This window comes from Pontibacter sp. HSC-14F20, from assembly GCF_019599265.1.
Classification (GTDB): domain Bacteria; phylum Bacteroidota; class Bacteroidia; order Cytophagales; family Hymenobacteraceae; genus Pontibacter.
Genome location: NZ_JAHZTC010000009.1, coordinates 14,389 through 27,885 on the forward strand (window position 1 = coordinate 14,389; position 13,497 = coordinate 27,885).

At 51.4% G+C, this 13,497-nt stretch carries 12 protein-coding genes; 6 read left to right on the plus strand and 6 right to left on the minus strand.

Annotated elements, in window-relative coordinates; all coding sequences use genetic code 11:
* Positions 1 to 3: 3 nt before the first annotated feature.
* The 3 genes from K3G39_RS10450 (at position 4) to K3G39_RS10460 (ending at position 1,575) form a co-directional block, all read left to right on the plus strand.
* On the plus strand, positions 4 to 807 hold the full coding sequence (locus K3G39_RS10450; RefSeq protein WP_220626120.1) for an inositol monophosphatase family protein: 804 nt from the start codon (positions 4 to 6) through the stop codon (positions 805 to 807).
* 34 nt (positions 808 to 841) lie between these two features.
* On the plus strand, positions 842 to 1,018 hold the full coding sequence (locus K3G39_RS10455; protein ID WP_220626121.1) for a FeoB-associated Cys-rich membrane protein: 177 nt from the start codon (positions 842 to 844) through the stop codon (positions 1,016 to 1,018).
* Between the two features lie 218 nt (positions 1,019 to 1,236).
* Positions 1,237 to 1,575, plus strand: a complete 339-nt coding sequence (locus tag K3G39_RS10460) for a hypothetical protein (protein ID WP_220626122.1) — start codon at positions 1,237 to 1,239, stop codon at positions 1,573 to 1,575.
* Between the two features lie 56 nt (positions 1,576 to 1,631).
* Here K3G39_RS10460 and K3G39_RS10465 read toward each other — a convergent pair whose 3' ends face one another.
* Positions 1,632 to 2,549, minus strand: a complete 918-nt coding sequence (locus K3G39_RS10465; RefSeq protein WP_220626123.1) for a mechanosensitive ion channel family protein — start codon at positions 2,547 to 2,549, stop codon at positions 1,632 to 1,634.
* A gap of 74 nt (positions 2,550 to 2,623) precedes the next feature.
* On the opposite strand from K3G39_RS10465, the gene K3G39_RS20840 reads away from it, so the two are divergent.
* Positions 2,624 to 3,031 (plus strand): hypothetical protein, encoded by a 408-nt coding sequence (locus tag K3G39_RS20840; RefSeq protein WP_255594235.1) that lies wholly within the window; start codon positions 2,624 to 2,626, stop codon positions 3,029 to 3,031.
* Between the two features lie 38 nt (positions 3,032 to 3,069).
* The gene (locus K3G39_RS10470) at positions 3,070 to 3,867 is read left to right on the plus strand and encodes an IS3 family transposase (protein ID WP_255594245.1); all 798 of its coding nucleotides are present in this window, start codon (positions 3,070 to 3,072) and stop codon (positions 3,865 to 3,867) included.
* Positions 3,868 to 3,904: 37 nt separating this feature from the next.
* Here K3G39_RS10470 and K3G39_RS10475 read toward each other — a convergent pair whose 3' ends face one another.
* The 5 genes from K3G39_RS10475 to K3G39_RS10495 form a co-directional block, all read right to left on the minus strand.
* On the minus strand, positions 3,905 to 4,927 hold the full coding sequence (locus K3G39_RS10475; RefSeq protein WP_220626124.1) for an SPASM domain-containing protein: 1,023 nt from the start codon (positions 4,925 to 4,927) through the stop codon (positions 3,905 to 3,907).
* Positions 4,928 to 5,011: 84 nt separating this feature from the next.
* On the minus strand, positions 5,012 to 6,199 hold the full coding sequence (locus K3G39_RS10480; RefSeq protein ID WP_220626125.1) for a hypothetical protein: 1,188 nt from the start codon (positions 6,197 to 6,199) through the stop codon (positions 5,012 to 5,014).
* 208 nt (positions 6,200 to 6,407) lie between these two features.
* Entirely contained in the window at positions 6,408 to 7,823 is a 1,416-nt protein-coding gene (locus tag K3G39_RS10485; protein WP_255594236.1) for a TlpA disulfide reductase family protein, read from the minus strand.
* A 195-nt stretch (positions 7,824 to 8,018) separates the two neighbouring features.
* Positions 8,019 to 9,404, minus strand: a complete 1,386-nt coding sequence (gene radA / locus K3G39_RS10490; protein ID WP_220626126.1) for a DNA repair protein RadA — start codon at positions 9,402 to 9,404, stop codon at positions 8,019 to 8,021.
* 78 nt (positions 9,405 to 9,482) lie between these two features.
* Entirely contained in the window at positions 9,483 to 12,410 is a 2,928-nt protein-coding gene (locus K3G39_RS10495; RefSeq protein ID WP_220626127.1) for a CHASE domain-containing protein, read from the minus strand.
* A gap of 264 nt (positions 12,411 to 12,674) precedes the next feature.
* Here K3G39_RS10495 and K3G39_RS10500 point away from each other — a divergent pair, with 264 nt between their 5' ends.
* Positions 12,675 to 13,391 (plus strand): hypothetical protein, encoded by a 717-nt coding sequence (locus K3G39_RS10500; protein WP_220626128.1) that lies wholly within the window; start codon positions 12,675 to 12,677, stop codon positions 13,389 to 13,391.
* The last annotated feature ends 106 nt before the right edge of the window (positions 13,392 to 13,497 follow it).

The window sequence follows — 13,497 nt, forward strand, 5'->3', positions numbered from 1 at the left end:
GATATGAACTTGCAGCAACTTTGCCAGAATGCCAATATCATCGTCAAAAGAGTAGGCGCATTTATCAAGCACGAAGCAACCACCTTCGACAGGGGCAAGGTAGAACTGAAAGGCTTTAACAACCTGGTATCGTACGTAGACAAAGAAGCCGAAAAGCAACTGGTAGAGGCACTGCGCAATCTGTTGCCCGAGGCAGGCTTTATTACGGAAGAGGAAACCGACAACACCCGCGGCGAGCGTTTCAACTGGATCATCGATCCGCTGGATGGCACTACCAACTTTACCCATGGCCTGCCGCTGTACTCGGTGAGCGTGGCTCTGCTCGATGGCGATGAAGTGGTGCTGGGCATTGTGTATGAGATTAACAAAGACGAGTGCTTTTATGCAACAAAGGGCAACGGCGCGTTCTTAAACGACAGTCCCATTCAGGTTTCGCCTGCCGAAGGGCTGAAAAATTCGCTTATTGCCACTGGCTTTCCTTATTACGAGTTTGGGCTCACGCAGCAGTACCTGCAGGTGCTGGGCGCTTTTATGGGCAAATCGCATGGCGTGCGGCGGCTGGGCTCGGCTGCGCTAGATTTGGCTTATGTGGCCGTAGGTCGTTTTGAGGGTTTCTTTGAGTTTAACCTGAATGCCTGGGATGTGGCAGGAGGCGCCATTATCGTGCAGGAAGCAGGAGGTCATGTTTCTAAATTCACGGCTGGCGGTGACTATATTTTTGGCCGTGAAATTGTGGCAAGCAACAGTAACATCCATCAGGAAATGCTCGACACAATTGCCGAGCACTGGAAAGAGCCACTTCCCTAAACTTTTTGTAAATTTGTGTAGTTGATAAGAGCATATGGTACAGAACATCATCATCTTCGTGATATTCGCGGTAGCAATAGCCTACATGGTGCGGGTAATTTACCGCAGCGTTATGCCTAACAAAAATGCCGGATGCGCCAAAGGCTGTGGCGGCTGCTCCGCCATCGACCTTAGTAAAATCCAGAAGGAGCTCGAGAGGAAAGCGGTATAACCCTTTCGCTTTCCTGATCTTACTGCCTTCGGTTTGGAGGTCTTACCTGCTTCCTTAGGTATAGCCCTATACCTGTCGCCGCTTGGCAGACTCTTCCGGGCGCGTGCTCAATGGCATGAGGGCAGCTTCTGAATAATTCCAGCCACATTTTAGTATCCCTCGGCTTATTTTGCGTATAGTTCTATACCTAAATAGAATATCCCTTAAAACTATACGCTATGCAAGATAAAGTAGAAGAAAGAAGCCTCGTTAACGTGCTCAACCGACTCCGTAAAGACGGCTATACCTACGACTTTAAAGTTTCTGCCGAGAACAGGCTCTGCACCATGGAAGACAAGCACACCTTCGGGCCGGACCAGGTACGCATCGTGGACTTTTACCGCTTCGAGGGTGAAAGCGATCCGGATGATATGTCGATACTCTATGCCGTGGAAACCACCAGTGGGCTGCGCGGCACCATCTCCAACTCCTATGGCCCTTATGCCGATGCGAAAGTGGATGATTTTCTAAAACAAGTGGAAGACCTAGGCAAAGACCTTGACAAAAAAGATAAATAAAACAGAGCGGGCCGAGTAATCGGCCCGCTCTGTTTTGTACCTGTCCCGGCCATACCTTATTTATCCGACCTATCCTTTACCTGGTTTTGCAGTTGTTCCAGGTGTTCGCTCAGCTTCTCGCCACCTTTTATACCAAAGTCCAGTGTGCGAATCGGAAACGGAATCATGATGTTGTTTGCATCAAAAGCCTTTTTGATCTTAATAATAGCATCGCTCTTAGCTGATACAAAATCTACCTGCCGTGTGTAAGTAATCCAGAAGCGGGCCTTAAAATTAATGGAGCTGTCCCCGAAGGCATCGTACATCACCTCTATGTCACGCGTCTTTACACGGTTCTTCACATCCTGCAAGGCCACTATCACAATCTGCTGTACCTGCTCCAAATCCTCTCCGTACGACACGCCCACATCCAAATCGATGCGGCGTGTGCCGCCGTTCGAATAGTTGGTTACCGGGTTTTCAAAGACCATCTTGTTGGGCAATTTCACCAGTTCTCCTGAGGTTTGCCTTATATCCAGTGTGCGCAACGATACCCGCTCAATTACTCCAAAATAATCGTTGGTCTCGATCATATCGCCTACTCCAAAAGGCTTTTGTACGGCAATGATGACACCTGAAATAAAGTTGGCAGCAATGTCCTGAAAGGCGAAACCCAGTGCCAGACCGATAATACCTACACCGGCTAGTAACGAGATAACCACCTTATCGAGTTGCAGCACGCTGAGCACAAAAAAGAAGCCGACAGCCAGGAGGGCAATGTACAGAATAGTCGAAATCAGGTTGTTGAGTGCCGCGCTGTGCGATATCCGTCCTATTACTTTGTCTAGTCCGTTGCGGATAAACCGGGCAACCACCAATGTGATGATGATGAGTATAACCGCTACGGCCATGTTGGGCAGCATCAAGATCAGATGCTCACCCCAATTCTGCAGCTTGCCCAGCAAGAGATCAATTGCTTTGTTGATATCGTTCATACGAATGTGGTATCGCTTTTTAATTTAACTGAGGTGTATCGTCCTGAAATAAGTTGACACAAAAGTTGACTTATATGGAAGGAACAAGCAAGAAGGGCTTTTTACGGAAGAGCCAAAAGGACTACAGTCTGGCCTTCAAGCTGAGTGTTGTGGACCAGGTCGAGAAAGGGCTGCTGACCTACAAGCAGGCCCAGGCCAGGTACGGCATCCAGGGGCGATCGACTGTTTTGGTTTGGCTGCGTAAACACGGGCAGTTAGACTGGAAAAGCAAGCGCCCCATGAAAGAAAAGCAGCCGCCCCGCAGCAGGATCCACAAACTGGAAGCCAAAATCAAACGCTTAGAGCAGGAGAAGCTCATTCTCAACCGGGCCATCGACATTGCCGACGAGCAGTTGGGCACCGACATCCGAAAAAAGTATTTGCCCCTCTGGCAAGCAGCTTTCCGGCCAAAGGGGCAGCCAGAACCACCCGAAAGCAGATAGCCCATTCACTGGGCTACAGCCGGCAGTACCTCTACAAGCTGCGAAAGCAGGAGTCGGAAAGGGCTGCCCTCCACCACCAGCGGGTCCGGCAGCTGGTCTGTGAGCAGCGCAAGCTTTTGCCGCGCCTGGGCACCCGCAAGCTGTACTCCAAGCTGCAGCCGGCCTTCAGGAGCCTGGGCCTCAAAGTGGGCAGGGACAGGCTCTTTGGCTGCCTCAGGGAGTTTGGCCTGCTCATAAAGCCAGGCAGGCGCTACGTGCAGACCACCATGTCGCGGCACCACCTGCGCAAGTACCCCAACCTGGTCAGGGGGCTGCCGGTGACGCATCCCGAGCAGGTGTGGGCAAGCGACATCACCTACGTCAGGACCCGGCAGGGCACCTGCTACGTGAACCTGGTCACCGACGCCTTCAGCCGCCGGATCATGGGCTACGCGGCGGCGGCCAACATGGAGGCGGTGAGCATGGGCCGTGCCCTTGCCATGGCCCTCAAGGCCAAGCAGACGGCGACCGACACGATCCACCACTCGGACCGCGGGCTGCAATACTGCTCCCGGCACTACGTGGGCCTGGCCACGGAAAGGGGCCTGCGGATGAGCATGACCCAGGACTCGGACCCGTATGAGAATGCCCTGGCCGAGCGCATGAACCGCACACTCAAAGAGGAGTTCGGGCTGGGCGGCACGCTCGATAACCTCGAGCAGGTGGAGCTTTTATTGGAGCAAGCCGTAGAACTCTACAACGAGCACAGGCCGCACCTGGCCCTGAAAATGAGAACACCCCAGCAGGTACACCAAGAAAAAATCCCGGCCTGCCTAAACAAACCGGGACCTTGTTAAATCTGTCAACCTATTTCAGGACGATTCAAGGTATAGCTCAGGCCCATACCCTGGTGCCTTCGGTACAGTTGCGGCACATCTCTATTTCCTCCCGAGATTGTAACAGACTTTTACGGAATTGGTTATAACCCGGACTGCGCCATACCTGCCGGAAGCTTTGTGTTTTCACGTCTCCCATTCGGTACTCGGCATCTTTGTCGAAACAGCAGGGCACCACCAGACCATCCCAGGTGATCACACAGGAGTGCCACATCTTCCAGCACTGGTTGAGCAGCTTGTTTTTGATGGAAAAACTGCCGTCGCCGTTGTTTCTATACCTGGAGTAGTAGTCGATGGTAGGTATAAGCGGGGAGCCCTGCTCATAATCGTAAATCTGGGCGGTTTTAAACACCACTTCGTCTACACCCAGTTCGTCAGCCAGCGCCTGCACTTCCGAAATCTGATGCTCGTTGGGTTTTACCACCAAAAACTGAAACATGATATGAGGCGTGCGCGACTTCAATTCTCTTTTCCACTTCACAACCTGCCGTGTTCCTTCCAGCACTTTGTCGAGTTTGCCTCCCACGCGGTAAGATGCATACGTTTCCTGCGTGGTGCCATCAATCGACACGATCAGGCGGTCCAGGCCCGACTCAACGGTCTTGCGTGCGGTGTCGCTGTCGAGGAAGTGGGCGTTGGTGGAAGTAGCGGTATAGATGCCCCGGTCTGATGCGTACTTCACTAACTCCAGAAAACTCTTATGCAGGTATGGCTCACCCTGAAAGTAGAAAATCAGGTATAGCAGGCGCTTGTGCAGCTGATCAATAGTCTCTTTAAACAAATCATTCTGCAGCATACCGGTGGGTCTGGTGAAGGAGCGAAGACCGCTGGGGCACTCGGGGCAGCGCAGGTTGCAGGAGGTAGTCGGTTCAAACGAAATGCTGATCGGGTCGCCCCAGTGCACTGCCTTGCGCGACATGCGTGCATACCAATAGCTACCCGCCACCTGCAGGGCATTCAGCAGGCGCAGTGGCGTCAGTTTCGACAAAAAATTGAACTTATCAGAAAGGTGGAGCTTCATGTACAGGTATGCAAAAAAAGGGCAGCCCAAAGGCTGCCCTCTAAATTATGCTATCTGGCGCTAACGGCCAAAAGTGCGCGCTGTTTAGTATCGGAAGAGCGCTTTCACGCTGCCACCATCTTCGCTCACCTCAGCCAATCCATTGTAGCTGCTCACGTATACCTTACCGCCCTGCGCCAGCGTCTTGATGGCCGCCAGGTTGATCAGGTCGTCATCGCCGCGCTGGTAGTCTTTGTGCACTTCGGCCACGGCACTCTTGGCATCGTAGCGCCCCCAAACCGGGCTGCTTGGCGTAATAAACAGTGTATCGACGCGGCCATGCACCGCTTCGGCGGCTACCGTGGCAATGTCTTCGGACGTTACGCCGGTGCCCGCCACGTTTTCGTAGCGGCTAAGCGAGTCGGTGTGACTTTGCTGCATCAGCGGTTTCATCACTTCCAGTGCCTTCTCGTGTATCGTCTGAGGACTCATACCTGCAGCGCTCTCGTTCAGGTTGATGTGTTGCGGTACGATGTGCTTATACTTGCTGAACTTGCGGAACAGAGCGCAATAGTGGTCTACCCCGGCCAGAACAAGTGGCTCTGTGGCGTTGTGCAGAATTTCCTGCAGACTGTTGTCTATTTCGTGAATAAACTCAATTACCTCGTCATGCTCTTCGTCGCCTTTGCTGGCACCTGCCCCGTGCACAATGTTAGAGCCGTTTACAGTTGTAGTGGAGTTATGGAAATCCTGGTCTTTGCCTTTGAGTGTGAACTTGAGCGCCTCGTTCATACTCTCCGGCGCAAAGGCGCTGATGTCTATCTGGCGGATGCGTTCAATGGTGGCTTCAAAAAAGCCGATGCGCTCGCGGTAAAGCGACAAGATAAAGAAGCGTCCGTTCTGACTTAGGATCGGCAGGACCGGTGTGAAATAGAACTGGTCGAGTACATATACCACGTCCGGCATGGTGGTCGGCAAGGTATAGTGCGCCGAGAAACCCTTGGTGATGAATACGGCCAGTCCTTCAGCCTGGTGTCGCCAGAATCCGGTGTCGTTCATAAGTTCCTCGGCTGGTTGCAGGTAAGCGTTAATTTCCGTCTCCGGTACATCGTGTCTGGCCAGCAGAGCGCGAGCTTCTTTCAGTTTGTTTTTAAACAGCGTCTGGTCCTGACCATTCAGGGTTTCGTGTCCGGCTCGGTGTGTAGGTATGTAAATGGAGATGCAAAGTGCGCCTTTCGTGTTGTTCTGCACATTGAGCAACTTCTCAATGTCACTTTTGTTGATTAATGCCATATTTTCTAGCGGTTAAATGAATAAGGATATCTCAAACAATTAAATACTGTGGAAGCCCTACCGTACCGATAGGGGGTTAGGCTTTAATTACGCACTAAACAAATACACGGTTATTGATGACTCTGCAAACAGAGGCATTGTCACTAAAACAAAGCCGCCCATGCTGGTGAAACATGGGCGGCTCAGGTATAAGCTATAGGTATAGAAATTATTTGCGGGAGGCTCTGCTGCTCATCACATGCTGCAGGATTTCCTTTTCAACTTCCCGGTCTATGGGCCGGCGGGGCTTTGTGCTCAGAATCGTGCCATTATCGTCTATCAGGAAGTAAGCCGGCACATCTTTAAGGCCATACCTTTTGGCCAGTTCATGGCCCTGCCCCTTCAGGTATAGCTGCACGCCTCTTAAGCCCCTCGATTTCACCACACTGCGCCAGGCTTGTTCGTTTTCATCCACTCCTATATTTATGAGGACCACATCGTGATGTTGTAGCTTTCGGGCCAACTCCTGCGCGTGCGGCTGCTCCACCATGCACAAACCGCAGTCGGTGCGCCAGAAACTCAGGTATACAACCTTGCCTCTAAAATCGCTGAGCGACACCAGTTCCCCGTTTATGTCCTTCAGGCTGAAGTCGGGCGCAGTGCTGCCTATACCTAAACCCGGGTGGCTTTCGTACTGGCGCTGCAACGCGGTGTGCACATGAGCTATACCTTTGTTTTGGCTAAAGTCCTGCAGCATGGCAGGCAGGTGCAGCACGTTGCCTTGTTGCAACGACTGGCGAATGAGATGCGCCTGTGCCATCACGCGCGCCTGGCCCTGCAAGGTATAGCTCACCTCATAGTATGCTTTTTTATAATAATGTATATCGCTCAGCTCCAGCCGGGCCTGCTGCCCTATGTACCGGATGTAGTTGCGCAGAAATGTCGGAAAGCTGATGGCCTCTAACGTTGCGGGTTGTTCCATGTCCAGGTAATCCAGAAAGTCGAAATATTCAGGAGAGGGTTGAAGCTGCACCGGAAGCCGCATCAGCTCGCGCATGTCAAAAAAAGTGAGGCGGTCGTTGGCGTAACTGTATTCAATCTCAGCCAGTATCAGTTGCCGGAAATGCTCGCTCACCGGTTTCGCTTTTATTTTCTTCTCAAAGATGGCTAGCTGATCTTCTTTGCGGTAATCCAGAAACTGCAGAAACTCTTTCTCGGATAGCTTTACATTGTCGGGCAGGGTCTGGTAGTCTTCCTCCTCATCGAAGCGATAGGTATGCAGTGCCAGGTAGTTGTTTTCATTCGCGCCCTCTCCACTGTATTTCAGCGACTTGAGCATTTTACCGGCTACAAATGTCACCTGCATCTCAAAACCCGGCTCCAGGTATAGCGGCACTGATTCGTTGCCGTATACCAACTCCATCGTCATGGGTTTGCTAACCGGTACCTCAAGCCTGAATTGCCCTTTACTTACCTTGGTAAATGAGCGCTGTTCTTCCGGAAATAATAAAGAGGGGAGCGAGGCGATAAAGATGTTATCCTCCTGGCCCTTTTGAACTTTGCCCGTAATGGTAACGGTGCCCTGAGCCAACAGGTAATGTGTTGCCAGCATACATGCCAGCAATAGGATGAACATTCGTTTCATAGGTACGGTGGGTAGAGGTGTCTTATAAAATCTAATTTTGGGTTCAATTAGCTGCCTGTTCAACCTTACTGTCCTTAGCAAAGAAGACAACAGCTAACGCACTCAACATTAATTATATAGTTTATATTCCCAATTCCCAATACTACCTTTTAAATTATACGAAAGATAGAACTACTTCCCGCTAAAAGCACAATTCTAACCAAAGAGCGAAGCAAACACTTCTTCTAATCGTCCAAAAGGATGCACATTAATGGAGAATTTGCTCAGGTCCACTCCCTTCTTGTTGTATTTTGAAATATAGATATCCTGGAAGCCCAGCTTCTCAGCTTCGGTAATGCGGCTCTCGATACGGTTAACGGCTCTCACCTCCCCCCCAAGGCCTACTTCCGCTGCAAAACAGGAGGTGCTAGGTATAGCAATGTCTTCAAAAGATGAGAGGATGGAGGCGCAAACAGCCAGGTCGAGGGCAGGGTCTTCTACCTTCAGGCCACCGGCAATGTTCAGGAACACGTCCTGTGCACCCAGTCTATACCCGCCGCGCTTCTCCAGCACAGCCAGCAACATGTTCAGGCGCTTCCCATCAAAACCGGTGCTGGTACGCTGTGGCGTGCCATACGTAGCAGGCGTTACCAGGCTTTGCACTTCAATCAGCAATGGCCGGTTGCCCTCTAATGTAGCGCCGATGGCTATCCCACTGAATGAATCCTCACGCTGTGAGATCAGGATCTCGGATGGGTTGCTCACTTCGCGCAGGCCGGTTCCCAGCATTTCGTAAATGCCCAGCTCGGAGGTAGAGCCGAAGCGGTTCTTGGAGGTGCGCAGGATGCGGTAGGTCATGTGGCGGTCGCCTTCAAAAGTCAAGACCGTGTCCACCATATGCTCCAGTATCTTTGGCCCGGCCAGGTTACCTTCTTTGGTGATGTGGCCGATCAAGAAAACGGGCGTACCGCTCTCTTTGGCAAACTTCAGCAACTCCGCCGTACACTCCCGTACCTGACTTACACTGCCGGCTCCAGCCTCTATAAAGGATGAGTGCAGTGTTTGGATGGAGTCGATGATGAGTACCTGCGGGCGCAACTGCTCTATTTGCTTGAAGATATTCTGGGTGCCGGTTTCGGTCAGGATGAAGCAGTCGGAGGTCTGGGCATTGAGGCGCTCGGCCCGCATCTTGATCTGGTGTTCGCTTTCCTCACCACTCACGTACAGCACCCGCAGCCCTGTCAGGCTCAGGGCGATCTGCAGCATCAGGGTAGACTTGCCTATACCTGGCTCACCGCCAATAAGCACCATAGAGCCGGGCACAATACCGCCGCCCAGCACCCGGTTCAGTTCCTGGTCCACGGTCTGGATGCGCTGCTGCTCCTGGTAGTTGATGTCAGCGATAGGCTTGGGCTTATTGGCTACCTGCGCCGAACTACTGGTGTTGCCTACTTTCCAGACGCTGGTGGGGGTGAGCTCTTCGCGCTGCACTACTTCCTCCACGTAAGTATTCCACTCGCCACAGGCGGGGCACTTGCCAATCCATTTGGCCGATTGCGCACCGCAGTTCTGACAAAAATATGATGTTTTGATCTTAGCCATTCTGCTTTATACCTCTACAACCCTAATAGTCAGGGCCGATTGTGTTCTTAAATTGATTAAAAAAGGAAACTATACCTGCTACGGTTTTACCGCTTCCTGCACCGGCGCCTGCTTAAAGTATACCCTGAAGATGGTACCCTGACCAAGCTCACTTTCCACTTCTATGCGGCCGCCATTGTTTTCAATAATCCGCTTCACAATATACAGGCCTATACCTGTGCCTTCTACGTGATTGTGCAGGCGTTTAAACATGTTAAATAGCTTCTGCTCCTGCCCTTTTTTGATGCCGAGCCCGTTATCCTGCACGCTCAGTACTACATAGTCGCCTTCCGGGTAGGTGCTGATATGCACTTCCGGCCTTAGATCCGGCTTCCGGTACTTGAGTGCATTCGACACCAGGTTGTAGATGATACTGCGCAGATTTTTGCGGGCATACAGCAGGTCCTTCACCTGAAAATCAAACTGCACATTCGCATTGGATTCCTTTGCAAGCGCATCGATATCCAGCATCACATCCTGCAACACATGCTCAAACACCAGCGGCTCTACTTTGGCGTGCAGTCCTTTCTGCACCTTGGTGATCTCAGCCAGATCGGCGATCGTTTGCTTCAGCTTGTCGATAGCCTCTGCCAGCATGTCAAGCAACTGTTTATCTTCGCTCTCCAGCTTGCCTTCCAGTATGTCGCGCAATAAGTTAGACAGGCCCTCCATGTTGGCAATAGGAGACTTCAGGTCATGCGAAGCTGTGTAGACGAAGTTATCCAGGTCGTTGTTGGTGCGCAGCAGCTCCATGTTTTTGAGGCTTAGCTCCTCGTTGGTCGACACTAGTTTGGTGCGGGCCTTTACCAGTTCTGTCACTTCCACCGCAAAAATGAGGACCGCCTCCGGTTTACCTTTGGCATCCATGAGCGGTTGTATCACGATGTTGAAGTAGTTCTGAGTCAGGCTACCGTTGTTGTGGCGGTCGATCATCAATGACACTTCTTTTCCTACATAAGGCAAACCGCTCTCAAACACTTTGTTCACCTCTTCGAATATGCCCTGATGCTCCAGTTCGGCATGGGCCTCGCGTAGTGTTTTGCCTACCAGCAGGCGGTTGCCGAACAGCTTGCGGTAAAGTGGGTTAGCCAACAGGTACTGCTCGTCTGAAGCACGCACCAGCCCTACCAGCGCCGGCACCTCAAGGAACAGCTTCTGCAACAGCTCGGCATTCTGCTTCACTTTGCGGTCCGCCTCTTTGATATCCGTAATATCGATTATCGAGCTGATATGCCCCAGGAAGTCTCCATCGGCGCCGACACGCGGCGTACAGGTAGCCACCATCCAGCGATACTGCCCATCATGGCGACGCATGCGGATCTCTATCCTGAAACCGCTTTCTGAGGCAAGTGCATTGTTATACTGCTCTTCAAAACTTGGCAGGTCCTGCGGGTGGATGATCTGCTGCCATCCAAAGTTGATGCTGTCTTCGAAGCTGCGCCCGGTAAAGTCAAGCCACTGCCGGTTCACGTACACGCTCTGCTTCCAGATGTCGAGGATGCTGATGATCACAGGGGCATTGTCGGCCATGGTCCGGAAGCGGGCTTCACTCTCGATAATGGCTTGCTGAGCTCTCTTCTCTTCTGTGATATCCCGCACTTCAACGATAGTGGCCGTCGGCAGTCCGTTTTCGATGATCGGGTGGGCGGAAACTGTAACGCTGAAGAATTCCCCGTTTTTGCGAATGAACACATCCTCACTGGAGCGTATGGCACTGTTTGTTGGCAATGCCTTCTCAAGCGGACATTCCGTTATGGGGTATGGCGTGCCGTCCGGATGGGTATGGTGAATCATGTTGTGGAGCGGCTTGCGCCTGATCTCCTCCAGCGTAAAGCCCGTCATTTCTTCCGCTGCGGGGTTCATAAAGGTACAGTACCCGTTGGCGTCCATCATAAACAGCGCGGCCGTGGCATTGTCAGTGATTGTCTGTTTGAGGCTGTTGGAGCGCCGCGTATTGATGAGCGACCAGATGATGAAGAACATCAGCAAACTGATGATGGTACCGCCCAACAGAATGAAATAGGGAAGCTCGGTATCGGCAGAGCGCGCAAACGAAGGCTTCGCAGAAAAGTAGATGCGCCAGGTATTGTTGCCGATGCTAAGCGTGTTCAGCATGTCAAGCTCGCGCTTTTTGGCAGCATGATAATGCAGTTCACTGTCCGTGCTGTAAAGCAGGGCATCCTTGTTCAAGCCAGTGCCATCGTATACCTCAATATCAAGGTCGTTATAAGTACTTCCCCAGGTGGCCATCATCAGGTCTTTGGCCCGAAAGGGGCTGTAAACAAAGCCTTCAATCAGGCGCTGACGCTCCTGAATGGCTTCTGGCTCAGCATTGTTTTCATAAATGGGCAAGTAGATCAGAAAGCCGGACTGCTCGTCCACGCCTGTTTCCTGTACCAGCCTTACCTTGCCCGACAGGGCTGGCTTGCGTGTATCACGGGCCATCTGCATAGCAGAGCGCCGCACCGGGTCGCTGAACATGTCGTAGCCGATGGCCCGGCGGTTGCGTTTGTCGAGCGGCTCCAGGTAAATAATAGATGTGTAGATAGGCCGGGGAGTGTCCGGACGAATAGCATACTCTGTGAAGCCTTCTTTTTGAAAGCGGTTGATATGGGCAGGTAGTTCTCCAGGCTTTACAAACTGGGCATAGCCCACACCCTGTATGCCAGGATAATTTTCCTCTAGTTTCAGTGTGTTGTAGTATTGCGCCCAGTCCTCGCGGGTTATCGTGTCAGAAGCTACAAAAAGCGCCTTGGCGCCCACCAAAATCTGGATATAATCGCGCATGCGCAGTTCCAGTGCCTGTGTAGCCTGTACCGCTTTGAGTTCGAAGAGTTTTTCGTTTCGCTCCAGCGCCTTCTTTTTGGTCTCTGCATAAATAAAGAGTGTTAATAGAAAAATAAGCAGAAAAGACGAAATAGCGATAAGATACTCCCGGACAAACGCTACCAGTTTGGAAAGTTTCATAGATGGAATGAACAGGCTATTCGAAAACACGGGCCTTGCGCAAAATAACGGCCGACAGTAGCACTTAGTTCAATGGTTAGGTCATCAAAAATAACTAATTTATTGTATCAGCTGCAACATTTAAGAAGCTTATAATCCACCGTCACGGCAATGCGAGCCCGCTCCGGTACAATATTTCAATTACCCTTAATTAAAGGGATAATGCTTATTAACAGCCGGATATTGGGCTTTGCGTGTTAATTTTACGTCAAACACTATTTTACCATGATAGATATTCTGAAAAGCCTGCTGTTGAGTTTCGTAGCTGTGGCTATAATGTTGCCTGTGCTACGTTATGCGCTGCGCCAGCTTTCGCCAGCAGGGCAGCAGGCGCCGTTAAGTGAAGGCGAGGCCCGCTATATGCAAAAGAAAGAGTGGCAACTAACCATTGCCTATTTTGTTTTTGCTACAGTGCTGTCCGTGTTCTTCTCGGGCGCGCTGGCGATGCTCTCCAGCATCCTGCACATGTCCTCTGAACAAATGTTTGTGATGACACCGAACTTCAAAGCCTTCTTTGCGCCGGGTTTATTGCTGGGCCTGACTCTAGCGCTGCTGCCACTCCGTCTTTCACAAAGTACGCTACTTAACCAGGACTACGACATGTACAAGCAGTATCTGCACCAGCAGGAGGGGCTTCATTCTACCCGTCTCTACAGCATTCTGTTTGGTATCATGCTGGCCTTTTCGCTGGTTGTACTTTGGTTTGCTATGCGCTGGCACGTGAATGTAGACGAAAACCAGGTACAGGTTACTAACCTGCTCAACCAGGAGCGTACCTACCCGCACAGCGCGATCGAGAGTATTCACTACATGGGGGTAGAAGGAGAGTATTTTATCACCTTCGAAGACCAGACCACCCTGAACACATCTTACCTTAAGCCTATTTCGTTGGATATGATAGCCCTTATGTCCGACCGCTCGGGCAAGCGCGTTATCCGATAAATTTGCAGGTATAGCCTATACCTGGATTATACCTGCAAAGCGGCCTTAAAAGAATATTTTTCGTAGTTTTGCCGGAGTTAAACTGATCCTTTAAACCTAAGTATAA

Excerpts from the sequence above, each read along its gene's own strand:
- K3G39_RS10450 (WP_220626120.1), top strand. The coding sequence starts at position 4 with ATGAACTTGCAGCAACTTTGCCAGAATGCCAATATCATCGTCAAAAGA.
- K3G39_RS10455 (WP_220626121.1), top strand. The coding sequence starts at position 842 with ATGGTACAGAACATCATCATCTTCGTGATATTCGCGGTAGCAATAGCC.
- K3G39_RS10460 (WP_220626122.1), top strand. The coding sequence starts at position 1,237 with ATGCAAGATAAAGTAGAAGAAAGAAGCCTCGTTAACGTGCTCAACCGA.
- K3G39_RS10465 (WP_220626123.1), bottom strand. The coding sequence starts at position 2,549 with ATGAACGATATCAACAAAGCAATTGATCTCTTGCTGGGCAAGCTGCAG.
- K3G39_RS20840 (WP_255594235.1), top strand. The coding sequence starts at position 2,624 with ATGGAAGGAACAAGCAAGAAGGGCTTTTTACGGAAGAGCCAAAAGGAC.
- K3G39_RS10475 (WP_220626124.1), bottom strand. The coding sequence starts at position 4,927 with ATGAAGCTCCACCTTTCTGATAAGTTCAATTTTTTGTCGAAACTGACG.
- K3G39_RS10480 (WP_220626125.1), bottom strand. The coding sequence starts at position 6,199 with ATGGCATTAATCAACAAAAGTGACATTGAGAAGTTGCTCAATGTGCAG.
- K3G39_RS10485 (WP_255594236.1), bottom strand. The coding sequence starts at position 7,823 with ATGAAACGAATGTTCATCCTATTGCTGGCATGTATGCTGGCAACACAT.
- radA (WP_220626126.1), bottom strand. The coding sequence starts at position 9,404 with ATGGCTAAGATCAAAACATCATATTTTTGTCAGAACTGCGGTGCGCAA.
- K3G39_RS10495 (WP_220626127.1), bottom strand. The coding sequence starts at position 12,410 with ATGAAACTTTCCAAACTGGTAGCGTTTGTCCGGGAGTATCTTATCGCT.
- K3G39_RS10500 (WP_220626128.1), top strand. The coding sequence starts at position 12,675 with ATGATAGATATTCTGAAAAGCCTGCTGTTGAGTTTCGTAGCTGTGGCT.